Below are 21,452 nucleotides of genomic sequence, written 5' to 3'. Positions count from 1 at the left end.
CACTTCGGCGCAGCGTTTACAACTTCCTCTGACGCTACATACAAAAATGCCGTTCAGCTCTTAACTGAACGGCATTAAGGCGTAGGGGGTGTTTTCATGGCTGCGCAGGAAGAAGCCTGGGCCATTGGTTGGTATGGTGGCGACCGTGTGCCAGTCCTGCATGTCGATTACCGTGATGCGCCCTTGCCCGAGGTCGGGCGAGGCCATTACTTCACGTCCGTCGCGCTGCCAGGTGATGCCGCTGCCCAGGTGCGGCATGCCGCCAAGCGCGAGCGCCGCAACCTTGCGGCCCTGCTGCAGGTCGATCACCTGTGCGCCACCTTTGCGCGAAGCGCCCAGGATATGGCGATAGGACTGGTCGAAGAAGAAGTCGTCGAGCACATCATCCAGCACCACCACGCGCGGTGCCAGCGCCGGCAGCGGCGAGTCGGCCGCATCGGCATACGGAATCTCCCAGACCTCGGCGATATCCTTCAGCGCGGCAATAAAGCTGTGGCGCGGCGCGGCGTCGTAGACGGCGGAGACGCGCGAGGCCTCGCCATCGCGCCCCCTCACGTCGATCACCCGCGCCAGCGACAGGTCTTCGGCATTGAGCAGCACCAGCGTGCGCGGCAGCGTATTGCCGGCCAGCACCCAGCGGCCGTCGTCGCTGACGGCGACGTTGCGCGTGTTCACGCCGACCCGGATCTCCGCCACATAGGCCAGGTTCCACAGGTCGTACTTGCTGACCCAGCCATCGCGGCTGGCCATGTAGACATAGCGGCCGTCGCGGCTGAACTTGGGGCCGCCGTGCAGCGCAAAGCGGGTGGCAAAGCGATGGACCGGTGCCAGCCGGTCCCCGTCGAGCACGGTCATATGATGGCTGCCGGCCTCCACCACCACGAACAGGTTCTGCGGATCGGCGCTGAACAGGGGCCGTGCCGGCAGGCTGCCGGGGGCGTGGTGGACGATATGGCTGGCGCGGATGGCTTCCACGTTCCATTGCGGGATGGTTGTGGGTGCCGTGCGCAGCCAGCGCGCCAGCGCCTGCAAGTCGGGTTCGGCCAGCGTGCCGGCGAATGCCGGCATCTGCGTGGCGGCGCGGCCATCGTGCAGCACCTGGTCAAGTTCGCCGGCGCGCAGGCGCTCCAGGCTTTCCGGCAGCAGCGCGGGGCCCATGGCGCCGAGGCGGTCGGCGCCATGGCAGGCGGCGCAGTGCTGGCTGTAGAGCGCCGCGGGGTCGGCGGCCATGGCGGCTTGCGCGGCACCGGCAAAGGCCAGGGCGACCAGCCATCGGAGCACGGTCTTCATGCTGCGACCTCCGTGCCAAGCGCATGCGCGATCTCGTCATCGCTCAGGTAGCAACCCGGGTCTTCCGCCCAGGCGTTGCCTGTCAGCGCAAAGGCGCGCACCCGGGTATTGCCGTTGCAGATGGCGCGATATGCGCAGCCTGCGCAACGCCCCTGCAGCGGACGCGGCGTGCTGGCCAGGCCTGCCATCAGTGGATCGGCGCGGCTGGCCCAGATCTCGCCGAACGGCCGCTCGCGCACATTGCCCACGGTCACGTGCCACCACATCGTGTCGGGATGGACATTGCCCAGGTTGTCGATATTGGCCACGCCGACGCCGGTGGCGTTGCCACCCCAGTGTTCCAGCCGCTGGCGCATATCGGCCATGCGGTGCGGCAAGCGCCTGGCGATCCAGTACAGCAGGTACACGCCATCCGCATCGTTGTTGCCGGTGACGAAGTCGCCCGCATGGCCCTGCTGGGTGCGCTGCCAGACGTGGTCGAACAGCCAGTCGAGCGCGGCGCGGGTGCGCACATGGTGCGCGTCTTCGGCGCGATGGCTGCGCGCGCGGCCTGCATAGTTGAAGTGCGACAGGTAGAACTTGTCGATGCCCTCGCGTTCGGTCAGGGCCACCAGGTCGGGCAGTTGCGCCGCGTTGGCTTCGGTCAGCGTCATGCGCACGCCCACGCGCAGGCCGGCCGCACGCGCGGCGCGCAGGCCCGCCAGCGCCTGCGCAAAGGCGCCGTCGCTGCGGCGGAACCGGTCGTGCGTGGCGGGCAAGCCGTCCAGGCTGACGCCGACGTAGTCGAAGCCCGCTGCCGCGAGCCGGGCGGCATGCCCTGCATCAAGCAGCGTGCCGTTGGACGACAGCGACAGGTGGAAGCCGAGCGCGCGCGCACGTGCGGCAATCTCATAGAGGTCAGGCCGCAGCAGCGGTTCGCCCCCGGACAGGATCAGCGCGGGCACGCGCACATCGTGCAGCTGGTCGAGCACGCGCAGCGCTTCGGCGGTATCCAGTTCGCCCTTGAAGTCCGTGTCGGCGGAGGTGGCATAGCAATGCCGGCAGTTGAGGTTGCAGCGGCGGATCAGGTTCCAGATCACCACCGGGCCGGCGGGCTTGCGCGGCGGCGGCACCGGGCCGGCATCGCGCAGGGCTTCCATGAAGCGGGACAGGCGGAACATGGGCGGGGTTTCCTATTGGTCTGGGCCGGGCGGCGGCAGGCGCAGCCCGGTTTTCTTGAGGATGCGGGTGGACCACAGCACGTTGTGCGCGCGGCAGGCGCCGCCAAGCAGTGCCGCGATCGCGGCAACCTGCGGCGCGGCGTCTTCGCGGGAGCGCGCATGGACCATCGCGAACAGGTTGTAGGGCCAATGCGGCAAGTGGCGCGGACGGCGATAGCAATGGCTGACGAAGGGCAGGGCGCCGATGCGCTCGCCCAGCGTGTCAATGCACGCATCGTCCACGTCCCACACGGTCATCCCGTTGGCGCGCCAGCCCAGCCGATAGTGGTCGGGCACGGCGCCGATACGGCGCAGCACGCCGCGCGCCTGCATCGCGGCGAGCCGCGCAATCACTTCCTGCTCGGTCAGGCCGAGTTTGTCGGCCACTGCCGCATAGGGCGCCGGCACCAGCGGCAGGCCAGCTTGCGTGGCGCGGATCAACGCCAGGTCGACGGGACCGACAGACTCGGACATCACGCGGGCAGGTAGAGGTTGACGAAGAACTCGCGTTCCTTCGGGAATGGCAGGATCTCGACGCCGGCCGCCGCGGCAATGCGCGCGAGCACCGGTGCGACCTCCTGCGGCCGGGCCACCGCCAGCACGAACCACAGGTTCAGGTGATGCGTGCGGGCATAGTGGTGGGCGACCTCGGGGTGCGCGTTGATGGCGGCGATCACAGCTTCCATCCGTTCGGCGGGCGCATGGCAGGCGCACAGCACGAAGCTTCCGCCCGCGCGCTCGATCTGGTAGAGCGGGCCGAAGCGTGTCAGCACGCCTGCTGCAAGCAGTGCGCGCAGCCGCTCCAGCAGTTCGGCCTCGGTGATGCCAAGGGCCGACGCGGCTTCGGCATACGGATGCGGCACCAGTGGCAGGCCGCGCTGCAGCGCGTTGATAATGCGGCGGTCGAGCGGGTCGAGTGCGGCGATTGCACGGGTCATGCCGACACCTGCATGGCATAGCGTGTGCCGCGCTGCTTGTAGCAGCGCGTGCCGACCAGCACGGTCCCGGGCGCATGTTCCAGCCCGGCGGTGGCGTGGATGCGCGCCAGTGCGGGCTGCAAGTCCTCCGCATTGCGCGCATGGACCATCGCAAACAGGTTGTAGGGCCAGTCGGGCAGCCGGCGCGCGCGGCGGTAGCACAGGGTCACGCGCGCCTGCCGGGCCAGCCGCATGCCGATGGCGTCGACATGCGCGTCGGGCACGTCCCACACGCACATGGCGTTGTGGCGGAAGCCGAAACGCCCATGCTGCAGTACCACGCCCAGGCGCCGGATCACGCCCTGCGCGGACCAGTGCGCCAGCCGCTCCAGGACCTGCGGCATCGGCATCCGCGCTTGCGCCGCCAGCGCGTGGAACGGGCGCGGCGTCAGCGGCAGGCCGGCTTCCAGTGCGGCCACCAGGCGCCAATCGTCATCGTCCAGGGCGACAGGTGCGGCGGGAGCGGCCGCGCTGGCAGCGCGGCGGGCGCGTGCGCTGCCCGGGCGCGCGAGCGGGAAACCGAGGTCGATGTGATACTCGCGGGCCATGGGCAGGTCCAGCGGCGCCAGGCCGGTCATGTCCCCGATCGACGCCAGCGTGACGTCGAGCATGCGGCGCTCGCGCGCGCCCGCGACAAACCACAGGTTGTACGGGTGGCCGCAGCGCGCATAGTTGTGGCTGACCGCCGCGCAGGCACTGACGCGCGCCGCCACGCGGTCCAGCTGGGCCGGCGGCACGGACAGCGCCGCCAGCGTGCTGACGCCGATCACGTTGGGCGCGAACACGGCGCCGACGCGGCTGATGCGTCCGCTGCCCAAGTCGCGCGCCAGCAGGCTCAGCAGCGTGTGCTCGCACAGGCCGAGCTTGCCGGCCAGCGCCTGGTAGGGCCGCGGCTGCAGCGGGAAATCGCGCTGCAGGGTGTCGTAGAGGTTCAGTTCATCGTACATGGTGCCCTTACATGCCGAACCGTTGCGCGCGCACGGTGAAGAAGATGCCGCTGGGGTTGTCGGCGGGCAGCGTGGCGATGCGCGCCAGGCTGGCGGTGTCGTAGACCTCGACGCGGTTGTCGTCGCGGCAGGACAGCCACAGCGCCTCGCCCTTGGGTGTGAATTCCATATGCAGCACGCCGCGGCAGGGATGCAGCGTGCGCACCACCTGGCGCGTGGCGGTGTCGATCACCTGCACCGTGTCGTTGTGGGGGAAGGCGAAGTTGACCCAGACCTGGCGCCCATCGGGCCGTGCCATCACAAAGACCGGCTGGCCGGCCAGCGGCACGCGCGCGGCCTGCTGCCAGCCGTTGGCGAGGTCGGCCACCAGCACCTCATGACGGCCGATCGCCGGCAGCCACGCCATGCCCTGGGCCATGGCCCAGCCGCGCAGGTGCGGCATCTTGTAGACCGGCTGCGGCGCGCTGCCGCGGCCGTAGCCGGAGAGCACGCGGCGCGACTGCAGCGGCGCCTGCCACAGGTCGACCAGCGCCAGGCCGTCCTCACCGAACAGGCCGGCCAGGTACCAGCGGCCATCGGGCGTGACCAGTCCGTCGTACGGCTCGCGGCCGGCTGGCAGGCGTGTCACCTGCGGCTGGCGCGGATCGCTGGCGTCGATGATCCAGACCTCGCCGGATTCGAACAGGCTGGCGGCAAAGCGGCGGCCGGGCAGGTCGGCCAGGCCCACCACCTTGGAGCGGCGGCCGTCATTGCCGATCGCCGGCAGGTCAGCCAGCGGTTCAAGGGTCTGTGCGTCGAACAGGCGGATGCCGCCAGGCGCGTAGTTCTGCGCGGCCACCACGCGGCCATCCTGCGAGATCGCGCCGCCGATGCTGTTACCCGCCTGCAGCACGCGGTGGGTGATGCGGGCGCTGAGCAGGTCCACGCGCGTCAGTCCCCCGTCGCGGCCGAAGACATAGGCGTAGCGCGCATCGCGCGAGAACACCACGCTGGCGTGGGACAAATCGCCGAGTCCTTCCACGGTTGCCAGCCGGGTCATGCCGGTGGTTTCGACGATCTGCAGCCGCCCGGCGGCGCGCTCCACCACCACGCCTAGGTCGCCGGTGCCGCGCACGGCGCTGGCACAACCGGCCACCAGCGCGGCGGCAACGGTGGCGCACAAGGCCGCGGCCAGGCCGCGGATCAGTTGCCTTGCGGCGAGGCGGCCGGTGGCTTGCCGGCCTGCAGTCGATCGATCAGCCATTGGGCTTCATCCTGCGTCATGAAGGGTTGCCAGGGCGGCATCGCGGTGCCGGGGCGGCCGTACAGCACGGTGGCGACCAGGCCCGCGGGCGGCTTGCCGGACAGTGCCTCGCGCGTCAGCGGCGGGCCCAGCCCGCCGCGCAGCGTCATGCCATGGCAGGCGCCGCAGTCATCGCGAAGCCAGTGCGCAAGCTGCGCCTGCCGGGCAGGGGTGGGCTGGGCCGCCGCGCCGGGCGCTGCGCCCAGCAAGGCAGCTGCCAGCCCCGCCAGCGCAGCGCGCCGCCAGGCGATGTGATTACGCATGGTGGCGCCGGCTCAGTACACGTCGTGCTGCGTGTTGTAGGCGTTGAACTTGCCGGTCGGGGTGACCAGGCGCTTGTCCTTGATCACGGTCTTGAGTGTGCGGGTCTTGTCATCGACCACCACCAGCGCGGACTCGCCGTCCTTGGTGCCCCAGACCGAGAACCAGACCTCGTCGCCGGCCTTGTTGTACTCGGCCTGCACCACGCGCCTGGCGCCCGCGCCCTTCAGGTCTGCCCATTCAGCGATCGGCAGCACCTTGTAGCCGGCTTCCAGGTTGCGCGTGTCGAATACCGCCACCGACTGGTTGAGCTTGGCGTCAGGGTTCAGCGGCGTGTCGACCCACAGGTTGGACGACTTCGGGTGGGTCTTGATGAAGAGCGAGCCCCCGCCCTGGCCCTTGATGGTCTGCACCACCTTCCACGCCTGCGCCGGGTGTCCGGCCGGGTCGGTGCCGATCAGGCTGATGGTCTCGTCGCCAAGGTGGCTGGTGGTCCAGACCGGGCCGAACTTCGGATGCGTGAAGTTGGCGCCGCGCCCCGGATGCGGGGTCTTGCCCACGTTGATCAGCGCGGCCAGCTTGTTCTCCTTGGTGTCGACCACGGCGATCTTGTCGGACGCATTGGCGGCCACCAGGAAGTAGCGGCCGGTGGCGTCGAAGCCGCCGTCATGCAGGAACTTGGCTGAATCAATCGTGGTGGTCTTCAGGTTGGACAGGTCCGAGTAGTTGACCATCAGGATCTTGCCGGTCTCCTTGGCATTGATCACAAACTCCGGATGGAAATGGCTGGCGACGATGGCCGCCACGCGCGGCTCGGGGTGGTATTCGTTGTCCACGGTCATGCCGCGCGTGGAGACCACCTTGAGCGGCTTGAGCGTGTCGCCTTCCATGATCACGTACTGCGGCGGCCAGTAGGAGCCGGCCACGGCGTACTTGTCCTCATAGCCCTTGTATTTGGAGGTCTCGACCGAGCGTGCCTCCATGCCGACCTTCACTTCCGCGACGATATCGGGCTTGGGCAGCCACAGGTCGATCAGGTCCAGCCGCGCATCGCGGCCGATCACATACAGGTAGCGCCCGGACGCCGACATGCGCGAGATATGCACCGCGTAGCCGGTCTTGACGATATTGATGATCTGCTTGCTGTCGCCGTCGATCAGCGCCACCTCGCCGGCATCGCGCAGCGTGACCGAGAAGAGGTTGTCCAGGTTGTACTGATTCATCTTCCTGGTCGGGCGCTGGGCCACCGGCAGGATGTCCTTGCGGCTTTTCTCGATATCGGCCAGCGAGTACTCAGGCGGGGTCGGCGGGTCGAGCTGGATATAGCGCGCCATCAAGTCGACTTCCGGGTCGGAGAGATCGCCCGAGGTGCCCCAGTTTGGCATGCCGGCGGGGCTGCCGTACTTGATGAAGGTCTTCAGGTACTCGGTGCCGCGCGCGCGGGTGATGTCCGGCGTCAGCGCCTTGCCGGTCGCGCCCTTGCGCAGCACGCCGTGGCAGCCGGCGCAGCGCTCGAAATAGATCTGCCGGGCGTGGTCGAACTCAGCGGCAGTGAGGGTGGGGATGGCGGCCTTCTGTTCCGCCTTCGGTTCTGCCTTGGTGGCTGCATGTGGCAGCCCGAGCCAGAGTGAGAGCGGCAATGCCGCGATTGCCGGGTACAGCCAGTTTTTTGCTTTCATGGGTGCCGTGGATCAGCGGTGAGGAAAGCGGTTTCGCGGTGCCCATGCCTGGGTGGCGGGCACCTGTCGTCATGTGGGAAGCATGCGGACACACTGACGACATGGAATTGACTGGCATCAAACGGCGGCGGTGGTGCGGGAACGAAGTGTAGGGTGGTTGATGTTTGTCGTTTGCGATGGTGCAAGCGCACCGTGGAGGCGATGCGCTTGCAAGGCAGGTTTCAGGTCGCGCCCAAGCGGTCGCGCGTGCGCCTGGCCACGTTCGTTGCCCACGGGAACGCGCTCCGGTACTGCTGGATGAACTGCTCGATCTCGCCGCGCTGCCGCAGCGACAGGCCGATCATGTCCAGCCCTTCGATAAACATGCGGCGGTGCCGTGCCGACAGGTCGAAGGCATAGTCGCCCGAGGGCGTGCGCACGCGCATCGCCTCGACATCGATGCTGATGGTGTTGCCCGCGTCCGCATCCACGTCGTTCATCAACGGCTCGATCACCTCGCGCGGCAGCATTACCAGCAGCAGCCGGTTGTTCATCGCGTTCGAATAGAAGATCTCGCCGAAGCTCGGCGCAATCACGGCGCGGATGCCGAATTGCTGCAGGCCCCAGACGGCGTGCTCGCGGCTGGAGCCGCAGCCGAAGTTGGCGCCGCTCACCAGGATGCTGGTGCTGGCGTATTCGGGCCGGTTCAGCACGAAGCCAGGGCGCGGCGCGCCGTTGGCATCGAAGCGGTGGTCGTAGAGAATGCCCTCGGCCAGCCCGGCCTTGTCGATCCCGCGCAGGAACTGCTTGGGGATGATCTGGTCGGTATCGAGGTTCTCAAAGCGGATGGCGGCGCCTTTGCCGGCGATGCAGGTGTGTTCAGGCATGGGTGATCTCCAGCTTGCGGACGTCGGTGATGACGCCGGTGACCGCTGCCGCGGCGGCCATGGCCGGGCTCATCAGGTGGGTGATGGCACCGCGTCCCTGCCGGCCTTCGAAATTGCGGTTGGTGGTGGAAGCGCAGCGCACTCCGTCGGCGAGCACGTCGTCGTTCATGGCCAGGCACATCGAGCAGCCCGGTTGCCGCCATTCAAAGCCGGCGGCGGTGAGGATCCCGGCCAGGCCCTCGCGCTCGGCCTGGGCCTTGACCGCGCCCGACCCGGGCACCACCATGGCCCTGACCCCCGCAGCCACCTTGCGGCCACGCACTACGCTGGCCACCGCGCGCAGGTCCTCGATGCGGCCGTTGGTGCAGGAGCCGATGAAGACATGCTGGATCGGCGTGCCTGCCAGCGTGGCGCCCGGTTGCAGGTGCGTGTACGCCAGCGCGCGCTCGACCGAGCGCTGCTCGGCCTCGTCGATCTGGTCTTCCGGGAACGGGATCTGTCCGGACACCGGCAGCACCTGGTCCGGGCTGGTGCCCCAGGTGACGTAGGGCTCGATCTCGCTCGCGTCGAACACGAAGTCCATGTCGAACACGGCTTCCGCATCGCTCTGCAGCGTGGCCCAGTAGCTGAGCGCGGCGTCGCGCTGCGGGCCTTCGATATCCACGGCGCGGCGCAGCACATAGTCGGTGGCCACTGCATCCGGCGCGATCAGCGCGCCGCGCGCCGCGGCCTCCACGGTCATGTTGCACAGCGTGAAGCGGGCCTCGACGCCCAGGTCGCGGATCGCCGACCCGCAGTACTCCACGACATAGCCGCGCGCACCTTGTGCGCCGATCGCGCCGATGATCCTGAGGATCAGGTCCTTGGCGGTGGTGCCGGCGGGCAGCTTGCCGTCCACGCGGATGCGCATGGTCCTGGCCATCCGGTAGACCAGCGTCTGGGTGGCCAGCACATGCTCGACCTCGGACGTGCCGATGCCGAAGCCCAGCGCGCCGAGCGCGCCGTAGGTGGTGGTATGGCTGTCGCCGCAGATCACCACCATGCCCGGCCGGATCATGCCGTGCTCGGGCGCGATCACGTGCTCGATGCCCTGCAGCGTGTCGTTGGTGTCGAACAGCGGGATCGCGTGCCGCTCGCAGTTGGCACGCAGGTTGGTGGCCTGCAGCGCCGAGGCCGGGTCCGCGATCACGCGGATCGCGGTGGGGTGCGTCGGGATGATATGGCTGACCACCGAGACGTTTTGTCCCGGCACCAGCACGCCGCGGCCCTGTTCATGCAGCCCGGCGAAGGCCTGCGGGCTGGTGTACTCGTTCATCAGGTGCAGGTCGCAGTACAACAGCACATTGTCGTCGTCGATCCTGGACACGGTATGGGAGTCGACCAGCTTCTGGTATAGCGTCTTGGGAGTCATGGCAACTGCCTTGTCTGTCGTTATTCCGCGGTGATGCCGCGCTGCCTGATCAGGTTGGCCCACACAGGCATCTCCTTTTCCAGGCGCTGGCGCGCCGCCTCGGGCGTGGTCGGGGTGGGCTCGAAGCCTTCCTTGAGCATGCGGTCACGGGCTGCCTGCGCGGCCAGCGCGGTGTTCAGTGCCGCGTTCAGCTTGTCGATCACGGGCCGGGGCGTGCCGGCCGGGGCAAACACCATGAACCAGGTCTCGAAGGCATAGCCGGGCAGGCCCGCCTCGGCCGCGGTCGGCACATTGGGCAACTGCGGCGAGCGCCTGGTGCCGGTGACGGCGAGCGCCTTGAGCTTGCCGCCCTGCACATGCTGCTGCGCGGCCGAGACCACCGGGAAGCTCATGTCGACCTGGCCCGCAATGGTGTCGACCAGGGCCGGGCCGCCGCCGCGATACGGCACGTGGACGATGGAGACGTTGGCCACCGACTTGAACAACTCGGCCGACATATGGAAGGTGCTGCCGTTGCCCGCGGACCCGTAGGTCAGCTTGCCCGGCGTAGCCTTGGCCGCCGCGATCAGTTCCTGCAGGTTCTTGGCGGGCACGTTGTTGTTGACCACCAGCACATGCTGCGAACTGGCGACCATGCCGATGGGGGCCAGGTCCTTCAGCGTGTCATACGGCATGCGCGGGAACAGGCCCGGGTTGATCGCCAGGGACACGGTCTGCAGGCCGATGGTGTAGCCGTCGGCGGCGGCCTTGGCCACGGCATCGACGCCGATATTGCCGCCGGCGCCGGCACGGTTCTCGACCACGATGGTGCCGCCCAGGCTCTTTGACCAGGCATCCGAGACCAGGCGCGCGGCGATGTCGGCGCTGCCGCCCGGGGCGTACGGCACGATCAGGCGTACCGGGCGCTGGGGATAGGACTGCGCCGCGGCCGTGCCGATCGACGCGGCACACAGCAGCAAGGCGGTGAGGTGGGCAACTTTCATGGGTGTCTCCTGGTTTAGGAATCGTTATGGAAACCATCGTATCATTTACCCAGAAGCACATAATTCAACCTCAGTTACTTCTTTGTTTCCTGATATTCACTAATGGATAACCTTTCGGACGTCGCGTTCTTTGCGTGCATCAACAAGCACGGCAGCCTGGCCGGCGCCGCGCAGGAGCTTGGCGTGACGCCGCCCGCGGTCAGCAAGCGGCTGGCGGGGCTGGAGGCACGGCTGCGCGTCCGGTTGCTGCACCGGACCACGCGCCGCATCAGCCTGACGCCGGAAGGGGAAAGCTATCTGGTGGAAGGGGCGCGGATTCTTGCGGAGATGGAGGCGCTGGAGCGATCGATCGCGGGCACCGGCAGCACCCCGCATGGCTTGCTGAAGATTGGCGCTACGCTCGGCTTCGGACGGCGACATATCGCGCCGGCGCTTTCGGGGTTCTCGCGCCGCTTTCCGAATATCGAGGTCCAGCTCTACCTGAGCGACCGGCCCCTGAACCTGGTCGAGCAGGGCCTGGACGCCATGATCCACTTTGGCGAGATGCCGGACGTGCGGCTGACGGCGCGCCTGCTGGCCAGCAACCGCCGCCTGCTCTGTGCCGCGCCGTCCTATCTGGAAGCGCGGGGCGAGCCGTCGAGCCCGCGCGAGCTGGCGCGGCACAACTGCATCTTCATCCGCGAAGCCGACGAGACCTTCGGCACCTGGCACCTGCGCCATGGCGCGCAGCAGGAAACCGTCAAGGTCCGCGGCACCATGAGCACCAATGACGGGGAATCGGCGCTTGCCTGGGCGCTGGATGGCCAGGGCCTGATCGTGCGCTCCGAGTGGGATGTTGCGGAGCACCTGCGCAGCGGCGCCCTGCGCCGGGTGCTGCCGCAATGGCAGTTCGCGCCCGCGGATATCCATCTGGTGTTCCCGGCGCGCAACCATCGTCCGGACAAGGTGCGGGCGCTGGTGGACTTCCTGCTGGACCACTTTGCCAGCCACCGTGCCTCTGGCGCGGGCAGCGCGGACAACTGCTGGTAGCCATCTGGCGGCGGGTACGGTGGCCGCGCCACCCGATATTGGGGGGCGATTCCGGCGCCACTAGCGTCCATCATGACCGGCAATACCAGAAGCCTGATGGAAACGCGCATGGAAACAGCCCCCACGCCCCAACCCGGACGCACGTTGCGTCACACCCGACAGATCGAATGCCGGGGCTATCTGCGCGACGATGGCCTCTATGACATCGAGGCCGATTTGGATGATATTTCCGCCGACGCCACCGAACTGCCCTTTGTCAGCGTGCCCGAAGGCGGCTTGATTCACCAGATGCGCCTGTGCATGACGATCGACGCTGACCTGGTGATCCGGCGCTTCGAGGCCCGCACCGAGACCGGCCCGACGCCGTACTGCGCGGAGATCAACGCCGCCTATCGGCAGCTGGAGGGGTTGCGCATCGGCGGCGGCTTCCGGCAGCAGGCCAGGGCGCGCCTGGGGGGCGCCAAGGGCTGTACCCACCTGACCGAGCTGCTGGGGCCGCTGGCCACCACCGCGATGCAGACCATCATGTCGGTCCAGCGCGAACAGACGCCGTGGCATGCCAAGCTGGCGGGAGACGAGCCGGTACCCCGGCCCTGGATACTGGACACCTGCCACGCCTACCGCAACGACGGCGAGGCCGTGAACGTCATCTGGCCGTTGCACCGTCGCGCGAGCGACTGAACGCGGCAGCCGCGGTCGCCGCCCCCGCCTCATCCTTCATGGCGAGGATGAAGCCCCCCACCTGTGCAATGTCATCAAGGGCCATGCAGGGCAGCACCGTGTCCATGCGCGCATCGGTGGCCAGCGCGATGATCGAAGGATCGCCCGGATAGTAGGGCGCGCGCCCGTGCGCCGGCCGGTAGACCTCGATGCGCGGAATCGCCTCGCGCCGGAAGCCTTCCACCAGCGTGATATCCGCCGGCCGCAGGCGCGCCACCTGCTCGGCCAGCGTCGGCTCGGCCTCGTCGGCCAGTTCGCGCACGATGGCAAAGCGATAGGGCGATGCCACCATCACCTCGGCCGCGCCGGCGGCGCGAAAGCGCGCGCTGTCCTTGGCCGGCGGCTCCAGTTCCAGCGGATGATGGCTGTGCTTGATCACGTTGACGGTCAGGCCCTGTGCGCGGAACCACGGCAGCAGCGCCGTGATCAGCGTGGTCTTGCCGCTGCCGGAGGTGCCGGTGATGCCTAGGATGAAGGGATGCATGGTGTCAGGGTTCGCAGGATTCGCGGAGTTCAGTTTGGGCGGGCAGCGGGCACACCAGCGGCAGGAAGCTGTCGGCACGCTGCGAATAGGCCAGCAGTGCGCCGGCCTGCAGGTCGAAATACCAGCCGTGCAGCGTCAGCCTGCCGGCCTCCAGCGCACGCCGCACGAACGGGAAGGTCTGCAGGTTGCGCAGCGACACCAGGATCGCCGCCTGCTCGCAGCCGCGCTGGCGCTCGGCGGCGCTGGCCGTGGCCAGGGTTTCCTCTACCTGCCTGCGCGCCGGTGCGGCGATGCGCACCCAGGCGCCGATGTAGTCGGGGTCTTCGCTTTCATCGGGCGGATGGTCGCCGGTGTCGGCCGGCTGCGCCAACAAGGCGCGGATGCCGCCGCAGCCGCCGTGGCCCATCACGATGATGCGGGCCACGCGCAGCTGCTGCACGGCAAACTGGATCGCTGCGGATACGCCATGCAGGCTGCCTTCATGGCGGCCGGTGCAGGGCGGCACCAGGTTGCCGATATTGCGCACGGTAAAGAGTTCGCCCGGATCACAGCCCAGCAGCAGGCCAGGATCGACGCGTGAATCGCTGCAGCCGATCAGCAGCGTGGGCGGGCGCTGGCCGGTGCGCAGCGTGTCGAACAGCCCGGGCTCGTCGTCGAAATAGCGTTGCTGGAAGCGTTCGAAGCCTTTGAGCAGTTGTTCGATGTGATGCATGGCGGCGTCCAGGCGCTACTGCACCAGCGGGCTGTCGGCGCCTTCCAGCTCGATGCCTTCGATGCGCGCGCGCCCGATCAGCAGGCTGGCGTATTGCTTCCAGGCACGATCGCGCGCGGCGCTGGCGAGGGCGCGGGCAATGTCGCCGCGCACCGCATCGAAGGGCAGGCGCGTGCCAGGGCAGCGTTCCAGGACGCGCACGATATGCAGGCCATAACGGGTTTCAAGCAAATGCGGCAGCACGCCGTCCTGCTGCGCGGCGAACAGCGCGCGCTCGAATTCCGGAGCGGTCTCACCGCGGAACACGCGGCCAAGCCGGCCGCCGTTGGCGCCGCTCGGGCAATTGGACAGCGCGCGGGCGTGCTCGGAGAAGGTGGAAGGATCGCCCCGCACCAGTGCCAGCGTCTGCGCGGCGATCTCGCGCAGCGTGTCCAGCGGCACGCGCGGCGTGACCTGGAACAGGATATGGTCGGCCTCGACCCATTCGCCGTCGCGGAAGCGCTCCGGGCGGCTGTCGTAGTGGCGGCGGCAGCTGGCTTCGTCGGGCTCGGGCGTGCCGGCTTCATGCGCCAGCAGCGCCTGCGCCAGCGCGTCGTCATCCAGGCCTTCGGCCGCCAGGCCGATGCGGTCGGCTTCGGCGCGCACCAACTGGCGCAGGATGGCCGAGATCGTGGCCAGCCGCGCCGGGTTGGCCGCGTCGTGATAGTGATCCAGTTCGCGTTCGATATCGGCGTCGCGCAGTTCCACGCCGTTGACGGTGACAGGCATGTTGTTCTCCTTGTCGGGTTGCGGCGCTCAGCGGCTACGCACCAGCTGCCAGGCACGGCCGAGGTAGCCGACCGAGGCAAAGCCGCTCCACACATGCACCAGCCGCGTGAACGGGAAGATCACAAACAGCGTGATGCCCATGAACAGGTGCGCCTTGAACAGCAGCGGCGCATCCGCGACATAGCTGGCGGCGTCGCCGCGCAGCGTGACGATGTGCTGCGCCCAGGTCATCAGCTGCACCATCATGTGGCCGTCCATGTGGCTGGCGGATTCGAAGATGGTGGACAGGCCCAGCAGCAGCGTCACCAGCAGCCACAGCAGCAGCACCTTGTCGCCGGTGCGGGTGACCGCCGACACGCGGGCGTTGGTCAGGCGGCGGTGCAGCAGGATCAGCAGCCCGGCCAGGCACATGGTGCCCATCACGCCGCCGGCGGCCATCGCCACGGCCTGCTTGAAGCCGTGCGAGACGCCCAGCGCATCCCACACCGCCACCGGCGTCAGCAGGCCCACCAGGTGCCCGAAGAACAGGCCCAGGATGCCGACATGGAACAGGATGTTGCCGGTGCGCAGGTTGCCGCGGTACAGCACCTGCGAGCTGTCGGTCTTCCAGGTGTACTGCTCGCGCTCGAAGCGCGCCAGGCTGCCGAACAGGAAGATGGCGGCAGCGATGTACGGGTAGATGCCGAAGAGGAATTGGTGGATCGTTGCCATGGTGTGTTAACCCATTGTCTGGTGTTCGGTTTGCATTGCCATGCCCTGTCAGCAGGCAGCCGGCACTGGCGCCCTGACACGCGGATCGCGCGGATAGAATTTCACCGCTTGCGGACCGGTCTGCGGCGCCAGCAGCGGTTCCACGCCGTCGGCCCCCGGCCCGAAGGTTTCCAGCGCCTCGTCCATGTCGCGCACCGGCGGTTCCTGCTGCGGCTGCGGCTGCACGTCCGTCAGCGTGCGCAGCACCGCGAACACGCCGGCGTAAGGGCTCTGGTTGCGCGCCAGGCGCTCGCCGATCGCGGCCAGCACGTGGATGGCCTCGCCCAGCAACTGCTCGGCGCGCGCTTCCTTGCCGTCGGCCACCAGCGCGCCGAGGAACTCCAGGAACAGCGGCACGTAGTCGGGCAGCTCGGACGCCGCGGGTTCAAAGCCGTCGCGCCGGTACTCGTCGATCAGGTCGACCATGGCCTGGCCGCGGTCGCGGCTCTCGCCGTGCACGTGCTCGAACAGGTGCAGCGAGTGCGCCGGGTTGCGGTCGAAGGTGGCAACGTAGTTCTCCTGCAGCGCGATCAGCGACTCGCTGCGCAGCAGGCCGGTCACGGGGGGCAGCAGCGCGCGCGCCTGTGGCCATTCGGCCAGCGCGGCATCGATCTCGGGCAGGGCGTCCAGCAGATCCTGCTCGGGGTAGCCGAGCAGGACGCTGAGGATGGGATAGAGGGGCATGTTGTTCTCCGTGCGGTTCGTGGGACGCATCAGCTCATCACGGCGTTCTTGCGCGACTTGGGCATGTCGACAAAGTGGACGCTGCCCTGTGGCTTCTTGCCGAACAGCGCGCCATCGGAAGTGCCGCCCGAGCAGCCGTTGCCAAAGGTGAAGCCGCAGCTGGCCTTGTCATTGAAGCTGTCCTCGACCATCTCCTTGTGCGAGGACGGGATCACGAAGCGGTCCTCGTAGTTGGCGATGGCCATGGTCTGGTACATGTCTTCCACTTGCGCGGGCGTCAGGCCCACCTGCTCCAGCACACCCAGGTCCTGCACACCGTCCACCACCTGCGAGCGCTTGTAGGCGCGCATCGCCAGCATGCGGTCCAGCGCGGACAGCACCGGCATCACATCACCCGCGGTCAGCAGGTTGGCCAGGTACTTGACCGGGATGCGCAGGCTCTTCACGTCCGGGATCACGCCGTTCAGGCCCATGTGGCCGGCCTCGGCCGCCGACTGGATCGGCGACAGCGGCGGGATGTACCAGACCATCGGCAGGGTGCGGTACTCCGGGTGCAGCGGAAAGGCAATCTTCCACTCGCACGCCATCTTGTAGACCGGCGACTTGCGTGCGGCATCCAGCCAGCTCTGCGGAATGCCCTGGCGCAGCGCCTCGGCCTGCACCGCCGGGTCGTGCGGATCGAGGAAGACGTCGAGCTGCGACTGGTACAGGTCGCGCTCGTCGGCCACCGATGCCGCCTGCTCGATGCGGTCGGCGTCGTACAGCATCACGCCGAGGTAGCGGATGCGGCCGACGCAGGTCTCGGAGCAGACCGTGGGCTGGCCGGCCTCGATGCGCGGATAGCAGAACAGGCATTTCTCGGCCTTGCCGCTCTGCCAGTTGAAGTAGATCTTCTTGTACGGGCAGCCCGAGATGCACATGCGCCAGCCGCGGCACTTGTCCTGGTCGACCAGCACGATGCCGTCGTCCTCGCGCTTGTAGATCGAGCCCGAGGGGCACGAGGCCACGCAGGCCGGGTTCAGGCAGTGCTCGCACAGGCGCGGCAGGTACATCATGAAGGTGTTCTCGAAAGTCGAGTACATCTCCTTCTGCACGTCGTCGAAGAGCTTGTCGCGCCCGCGCGAGCTGAACTCGCCGCCGAGATCGTCTTCCCAGTTCGGGCCCCACTCGATCTTCTCCATCTTGCGGCCGGTCAACACCGAGACCGGACGCGCGGTGGGCGGGGTCTGCACCAGCGGCGCCTTCTGCAGGTGCTCGTAGTCGTAGGTGAAGGGCTCGTAGTACTCGTCGATCTGCGGCAGGTTGGGGTTGGCGAACAGGTTCGCCAGGATCTTCAGCTTGCCGCCCTGGCGCGGCTCCAGCGTGCCATCGGCGTTGCGCTTCCAGCCGCCCTGCCACTTGTCCTGGTTCTCCCATTCCTTGGGGTAGCCGATGCCGGGCTTGGTCTCGACGTTATTGAACCAGGCGTACTCGACGCCGTCGCGGCTGGTCCAGACGTTCTTGCAGGTCACGGAGCAGGTATGGCAGCCGATGCACTTGTCGAGGTTCAGCACCATGGCCACCTGGGCACGGATCTTCATTGCGAGGCTCCTTCCTTAGTCTTTTCCACGAGCGGCCCTTCCAGCCAGTCGACCTTCTTCATCTTGCGCAGGATCACGAACTCGTCGCGGTTGCTGCCCACGGTGCCGTAGTAGTTGAAGCCGTAGGCCAGCTGCGCGTAGCCGCCGATCATGTGGGTGGGCTTGGTCACGGCCCGCGTGACCGAGTTATGGATGCCGCCGCGCATGCCGCTGGTCTCGGCGCCGGGCACGTTCACGATCTTTTCCTGGGCGTGGTACATCAGGCACATGCCCTTGGGCACGCGCTGCGACACCACCACGCGAGCTGTCAGCGTGCCGTTGACGTTGAACACTTCGACCCAGTCGTTGTCGCGGATACCGTTGGCCTTGGCCTCGGTTTCCGAGATCCACACGTGCGGGCCACCGCGTGACAGCGTCAGCATGCGCAGGTTGTCCGAGTAGGTGGAGTGGATGCCCCACTTCTGGTGCGGCGTGATCCAGTTCAGCACCAGCTCCGGATTGCCGTTGGGCTTCTTGCCCAGCATCGGCGCCACGGTCTTGGTGTCGATGGCCGGCTTGTACACGCACGCGCCTTCGCCGAAATCCAGCATCCAGCGGTGGTCCTGCCAGAACTGCTGGCGGCCGGTCAGCGTGCGCCAGGGGATCAGCTCATGCACGTTGGTGTAGCCGGCGTTGTAGCTGACCTCTTCCGATTCCAGGCCCGACCAGGTCGGCGCGGAGATGATCTTGCGCGGCTGCGCCTGCACGTCGCGGAAGCGGATCTTGTCGTGCTCGCGGCCTTCGGCCAGATGGGTGTGGTCGCGTCCGGTGATCTTCGACAGCGCTTCCCACGCCTTGACGGCGACATGGCCGTTGGTCTCGGGCGCGAAGGTCAGGATCATCTCGGCGGCGTCGATCGCGCTTTCCAGCCGCGGGCGGCCCTGGCTGACGCCCGGTTCCTTCACGGTGTGGCTGAGCTGGCCGATCTCCTTCACTTCATGCTGGGTGTTCCAGTTGATGCCCTTGCCGCCGTTGCCGAGCTTGTCCAGCAGCGGCCCGATCGAGGTGAACTTCTTGTAGATGTCCGCATAGTTGCGCTCCACCACGGTCATCGACGGCGCGGTCTTGCCGGGGATCAGGTCGCACTCGCCGGCCTTCCAGTCCTTCGGTTCAAACGGCTGGCCGAGTTCGCCCGGGGTGTCGTGCAGCAGCGGCGTGCACACCAGGTCCTTGCGCGTGCCCAGGTAGGGACCGGCGATCTCGCTGAACTTTTTTGCGATGGCCTTGTAGATCTCCCAGTCGGTCTTGCTTTCCCACAGCGGCTGCACGGCTTCGGACAGCGGGTGGATGAACGGGTGCATGTCGGACGTGTTGAGGTCGTCCTTCTCGTACCAGGTGGCCGTCGGCAGCACGATGTCGCCATACAGGCAGGTGGTGCTCATGCGGAAGTCCAGCACGGTCAGCAGGTCCAGCTTGCCTTCGGCGGCCGGGCGCACGTTGACCTCGCTCGGCGTGATCGCATCGTTCTCGTCGCCGAATACGGCGTTCTGCGTGCCGAGCAGATACTTCAGGAAGTACTCATGACCCTTGCCCGAGCTGCCCAGGATGTTCGAGCGCCATACGAACATATTGCGCGGGAAGTTGGCCGGGTTGTCGGGGTCGTCGCAGGCGAACTGCATCTGGCCGGATTTGAGCTGTTCGACGGTGTAGGCCACCGGGTCCTGGCCGGCGCGCTCCGCCGCATCGACCACGTCGAGCGGATTGGTGCCGAGCTGCGGTGCCGACGGCAGCCAACCCATGCGTTCGGAGCGCGCGTTCAGGTCCAGCAGCGAGAGGCCGTCATAGCGCTTGCGGTCGGCGGTGGGCGAAAGGATCTCGTCGACGCCCAGCTTCTCGTGGCGCCACTGGCTGGTGTGGTTGTAGAAGAACGAGGTGCCGTTCATCTGGCGCGGCGGGCGCGACCAGTCCAGGCCGAAGGCCAGCGGGGCCCAGCCGAACTGCGGGCGCAGCTTTTCCTGGCCGACATAGTGGGCCCAGCCGCCGCCGCTCTTGCCGATACAGCCGCACATCATCAGCAGGTTGATGATGCCGCGGTAGATCATGTCGTTGTGGTACCAGTGGTTCAGCGCGGCACCGACGATCACCATGCTCTTGCCCTGCGTGCGGTCGGCGTTGTCGGCAAACTCGCGCGCCACCTGGGTCACCAGGCGCGCGGGCACGGAGGTGTGCTTTTCCTGCCAGGCGGGGGTGTAGGGCACATCGTCTTCATACGACGCGGCCACGTTCGGGCCGCCCAGGCCCTGGTCGACACCGTAGTTGGCCATCTGCAGGTCATACACGGTGGCCACCAGTGCGGTGCTGCCATCGGCCAGTGTCAGCCGGCGTGCCGGCACGCGGCGGCGCAGCAGTTCGTCGTGTTCGCCGCCGAAGTAGGGGAAGCCGACTTCGACCACTTCGTCATGCTGGCTGACCAGCGACAGGCGCGGATCGATGGTGCGGCCACTGCCGCCGTCCTTCATTTCCAGGTTCCAGCGGCCCACCTTCTCGCCGCCGTTGTGCGCGGCTTCGCCCCAGCGGAAGCCGATCGAGCCGTTGGGCGCGACGATCTCGCCGGTGGCGTCGTCAATCTGCAGGGTCTTCCACTCGGGATGGTTGGCTTCGCCGAGGTTATCGGCCAGGTGCGAGGCGCGCAGGAAGTGGTCGGGCACGAGCGTGCCCTGGTTCTCACGCAGCAGCACCAGCATCGGCATGTCGGTGTACTGCTTCACATAGTCGCGGAAGTAGGCGGACTTGCCGCTGGCGTGGAATTCCTTCAGCACCACGTGGCCCATGGCCATCGCCAGTGCGGCGTCGGTGCCTTGCTTCGGCGCCAGCCAGATGTCGCCGAACTTGACCATCTCGCCGAAGTCGGAAGAGACCGCCACGGTCTTGGTGCCCTTGTAGCGGACCTCGGTGTAGAAGTGCGCGTCCGGGGTGCGCGTCTGCGGCACGTTGGAGCCCCACACCATCAGGTAGGTGGAGTTGTACCAGTCGGCCGATTCGGGCACGTCGGTCTGCTCGCCCCACACTTGCGGGCTGGCCGGCGGCAGGTCGCAGTACCAGTCATAGAACGACAGGCAGGCGCCGCCCAGCAGGCTCAGATAGCGTGCGCCGGCGGCATAGGACACCATCGACATGGCCGGGATCGGCGAGAAGCCGATCACGCGGTCCGGGCCGAACTTCTTCACGGTGAAGGCATTGGCCGCCGCGATCATCTCGGTCGCCGTGTTCCAGTCCGCACGCACGAAGCCGCCCAGGCCGCGCACGCTCTTGTAGCGGGCAGCCTTGACCGGATCCTGGCTGATCGATTCCCACGCGGCGACGGGGTCCATGGTCTTGCGGGCCTCGCGCCACATCTCCATCAGGCGGCCGCGGATCATCGGGTACTTGACGCGCTGCGCGGAGTAGACGTACCAGCTGTACGAGGCGCCGCGCGGGCAGCCGCGCGGCTCATGGTTGGGCAGGTCCGGGCGCGTGCGCGGATAGTCGGTCTGCTGGGTCTCCCACGTGATCAGGCCGTTCTTCACGTAGACCTTCCACGAGCAGGAGCCGGTGCAGTTCACGCCGTGGGTCGAGCGCACGATCTTGTCGTGCTGCCAGCGGCTGCGGTAGCCGTCTTCCCACTTGCGGTCCTCGTTCACCACCGCGCCGTGGCCGTCCGCATAGGTGGACTTGACGCGCGACATGAACTTCAGTCGATCCAGGAAATGACTCATTGCTTTGTTCTCCGCGAGTGCTTTGCTGCGGGCGCTCCGGTGGTTTCAGGCGCTTTGCAGGGACACCCTCAGCTTATGGGGGAGGCGGGCGGCAGC

The 21,452-nt window shown here is 67.6% G+C and carries 19 protein-coding genes and 1 pseudogene; 2 read left to right on the top strand and 18 right to left on the bottom strand.

Translation table 11 applies throughout. The features are described from left to right. Nucleotides 1-78: 78 nt before the first annotated feature. From AC07UK_RS37300 to AC07UK_RS37250, 11 genes and pseudogenes are all read right to left on the bottom strand, one after another. Nucleotides 79-1,290 (bottom strand): annotated as a pseudogene (locus AC07UK_RS37300) (cytochrome D1 domain-containing protein); the annotation flags it as partial. Beyond that, nucleotides 1,287-2,450: a heme d1 biosynthesis radical SAM protein NirJ gene (nirJ, locus tag AC07UK_RS37295; protein ID WP_494688114.1), complete on the bottom strand. Its 1,164-nt coding sequence runs from the start codon at nt 2,448-2,450 to the stop codon at nt 1,287-1,289. The gene nirJ and the pseudogene AC07UK_RS37300, both read right to left, overlap by 4 nt. Before the next feature lie 12 nt (nt 2,451-2,462). Then, nucleotides 2,463-2,963 (bottom strand): siroheme decarboxylase subunit beta, encoded by a 501-nt coding sequence (gene ahbB / locus AC07UK_RS37290; protein WP_494688113.1) that lies wholly within the window; start codon nt 2,961-2,963, stop codon nt 2,463-2,465. Then, complete coding sequence (locus AC07UK_RS37285; RefSeq protein ID WP_436224723.1) at nt 2,963-3,427, bottom strand: Lrp/AsnC family transcriptional regulator; 465 nt, start codon at nt 3,425-3,427, stop codon at nt 2,963-2,965. The genes ahbB (AC07UK_RS37290) and AC07UK_RS37285 overlap by 1 nt, the downstream gene beginning before the upstream one ends. Beyond that, nucleotides 3,424-4,413, bottom strand: coding sequence for a siroheme decarboxylase subunit beta (gene ahbB / locus AC07UK_RS37280; RefSeq protein WP_494688112.1), 990 nt, complete (start codon nt 4,411-4,413; stop codon nt 3,424-3,426). The genes AC07UK_RS37285 and ahbB (AC07UK_RS37280) overlap by 4 nt, the downstream gene beginning before the upstream one ends. A 7-nt stretch (nt 4,414-4,420) precedes the next feature. After that, nucleotides 4,421-5,656 carry a cytochrome D1 domain-containing protein gene (locus AC07UK_RS37275; protein ID WP_436224725.1) on the bottom strand — a complete coding sequence of 412 codons (1,236 nt, stop codon included), beginning with the start codon at nt 5,654-5,656 and terminating at the stop codon, nt 4,421-4,423. Beyond that, the gene (locus tag AC07UK_RS37270) at nt 5,596-5,958 is read right to left on the bottom strand and encodes a c-type cytochrome (protein WP_494688111.1); all 363 of its coding nucleotides are present in this window, start codon (nt 5,956-5,958) and stop codon (nt 5,596-5,598) included. The genes AC07UK_RS37275 and AC07UK_RS37270 overlap by 61 nt, the downstream gene beginning before the upstream one ends. A 12-nt stretch (nt 5,959-5,970) precedes the next feature. Continuing rightward, nucleotides 5,971-7,635: a cytochrome D1 domain-containing protein gene (locus tag AC07UK_RS37265; RefSeq protein ID WP_436224727.1), complete on the bottom strand. Its 1,665-nt coding sequence runs from the start codon at nt 7,633-7,635 to the stop codon at nt 5,971-5,973. 221 nt (nt 7,636-7,856) lie between these two features. Further along, nucleotides 7,857-8,501, bottom strand: coding sequence for a 3-isopropylmalate dehydratase small subunit (gene leuD, locus AC07UK_RS37260; RefSeq protein WP_494688110.1), 645 nt, complete (start codon nt 8,499-8,501; stop codon nt 7,857-7,859). Continuing rightward, complete coding sequence (gene leuC, locus AC07UK_RS37255) at nt 8,494-9,912, bottom strand: 3-isopropylmalate dehydratase large subunit (protein WP_494688109.1); 1,419 nt, start codon at nt 9,910-9,912, stop codon at nt 8,494-8,496. The genes leuD and leuC overlap by 8 nt, the downstream gene beginning before the upstream one ends. A gap of 20 nt (nt 9,913-9,932) precedes the next feature. Then, complete coding sequence (locus AC07UK_RS37250) at nt 9,933-10,895, bottom strand: tripartite tricarboxylate transporter substrate binding protein (RefSeq protein ID WP_436224730.1); 963 nt, start codon at nt 10,893-10,895, stop codon at nt 9,933-9,935. 102 nt (nt 10,896-10,997) lie between these two features. Here AC07UK_RS37250 and AC07UK_RS37245 point away from each other — a divergent pair, with 102 nt between their 5' ends. Together AC07UK_RS37245 and AC07UK_RS37240 are read left to right on the top strand one after the other, a co-directional pair. Continuing rightward, nucleotides 10,998-11,924: a LysR family transcriptional regulator gene (locus AC07UK_RS37245; protein WP_013953864.1), complete on the top strand. Its 927-nt coding sequence runs from the start codon at nt 10,998-11,000 to the stop codon at nt 11,922-11,924. A gap of 72 nt (nt 11,925-11,996) precedes the next feature. Further along, nucleotides 11,997-12,605, top strand: a complete 609-nt coding sequence (locus AC07UK_RS37240; protein ID WP_494688108.1) for a DUF2889 domain-containing protein — start codon at nt 11,997-11,999, stop codon at nt 12,603-12,605. On the opposite strand, the gene mobB is transcribed toward AC07UK_RS37240, so the two are convergent. From mobB to AC07UK_RS37205, 7 genes are read right to left on the bottom strand one after another with little or no spacing between them, the layout of a single operon-like run. After that, nucleotides 12,571-13,128, bottom strand: a complete 558-nt coding sequence (gene mobB, locus AC07UK_RS37235) for a molybdopterin-guanine dinucleotide biosynthesis protein B (protein WP_436224731.1) — start codon at nt 13,126-13,128, stop codon at nt 12,571-12,573. The genes AC07UK_RS37240 and mobB overlap by 35 nt on opposite strands. Before the next feature lie 4 nt (nt 13,129-13,132). Continuing rightward, nucleotides 13,133-13,840 carry a carbonic anhydrase gene (locus AC07UK_RS37230; protein ID WP_436224732.1) on the bottom strand — a complete coding sequence of 236 codons (708 nt, stop codon included), beginning with the start codon at nt 13,838-13,840 and terminating at the stop codon, nt 13,133-13,135. 15 nt (nt 13,841-13,855) lie between these two features. Further along, nucleotides 13,856-14,608 carry a peptidylprolyl isomerase gene (locus AC07UK_RS37225; protein ID WP_436224733.1) on the bottom strand — a complete coding sequence of 251 codons (753 nt, stop codon included), beginning with the start codon at nt 14,606-14,608 and terminating at the stop codon, nt 13,856-13,858. A 27-nt stretch (nt 14,609-14,635) separates the two neighbouring features. Beyond that, entirely contained in the window at nt 14,636-15,319 is a 684-nt protein-coding gene (gene narI / locus AC07UK_RS37220; protein ID WP_436224734.1) for a respiratory nitrate reductase subunit gamma, read from the bottom strand. A 48-nt stretch (nt 15,320-15,367) separates the two neighbouring features. Then, nucleotides 15,368-16,042 (bottom strand): nitrate reductase molybdenum cofactor assembly chaperone, encoded by a 675-nt coding sequence (narJ, locus tag AC07UK_RS37215; RefSeq protein WP_494688107.1) that lies wholly within the window; start codon nt 16,040-16,042, stop codon nt 15,368-15,370. 29 nt (nt 16,043-16,071) lie between these two features. Then, the gene (gene narH, locus AC07UK_RS37210; RefSeq protein ID WP_436224736.1) at nt 16,072-17,622 is read right to left on the bottom strand and encodes a nitrate reductase subunit beta; all 1,551 of its coding nucleotides are present in this window, start codon (nt 17,620-17,622) and stop codon (nt 16,072-16,074) included. Further along, nucleotides 17,619-21,356 (bottom strand): nitrate reductase subunit alpha, encoded by a 3,738-nt coding sequence (locus tag AC07UK_RS37205; RefSeq protein WP_494688106.1) that lies wholly within the window; start codon nt 21,354-21,356, stop codon nt 17,619-17,621. Before AC07UK_RS37205 ends, narH begins: the two co-directional genes overlap by 4 nt. Nucleotides 21,357-21,452: the final 96 nt, after the last annotated feature.

The organism is Cupriavidus sp. GW821-FHT07C08 (assembly GCF_059419025.1).
This window is presented reverse-complemented; position numbering and strand designations above follow the sequence as displayed.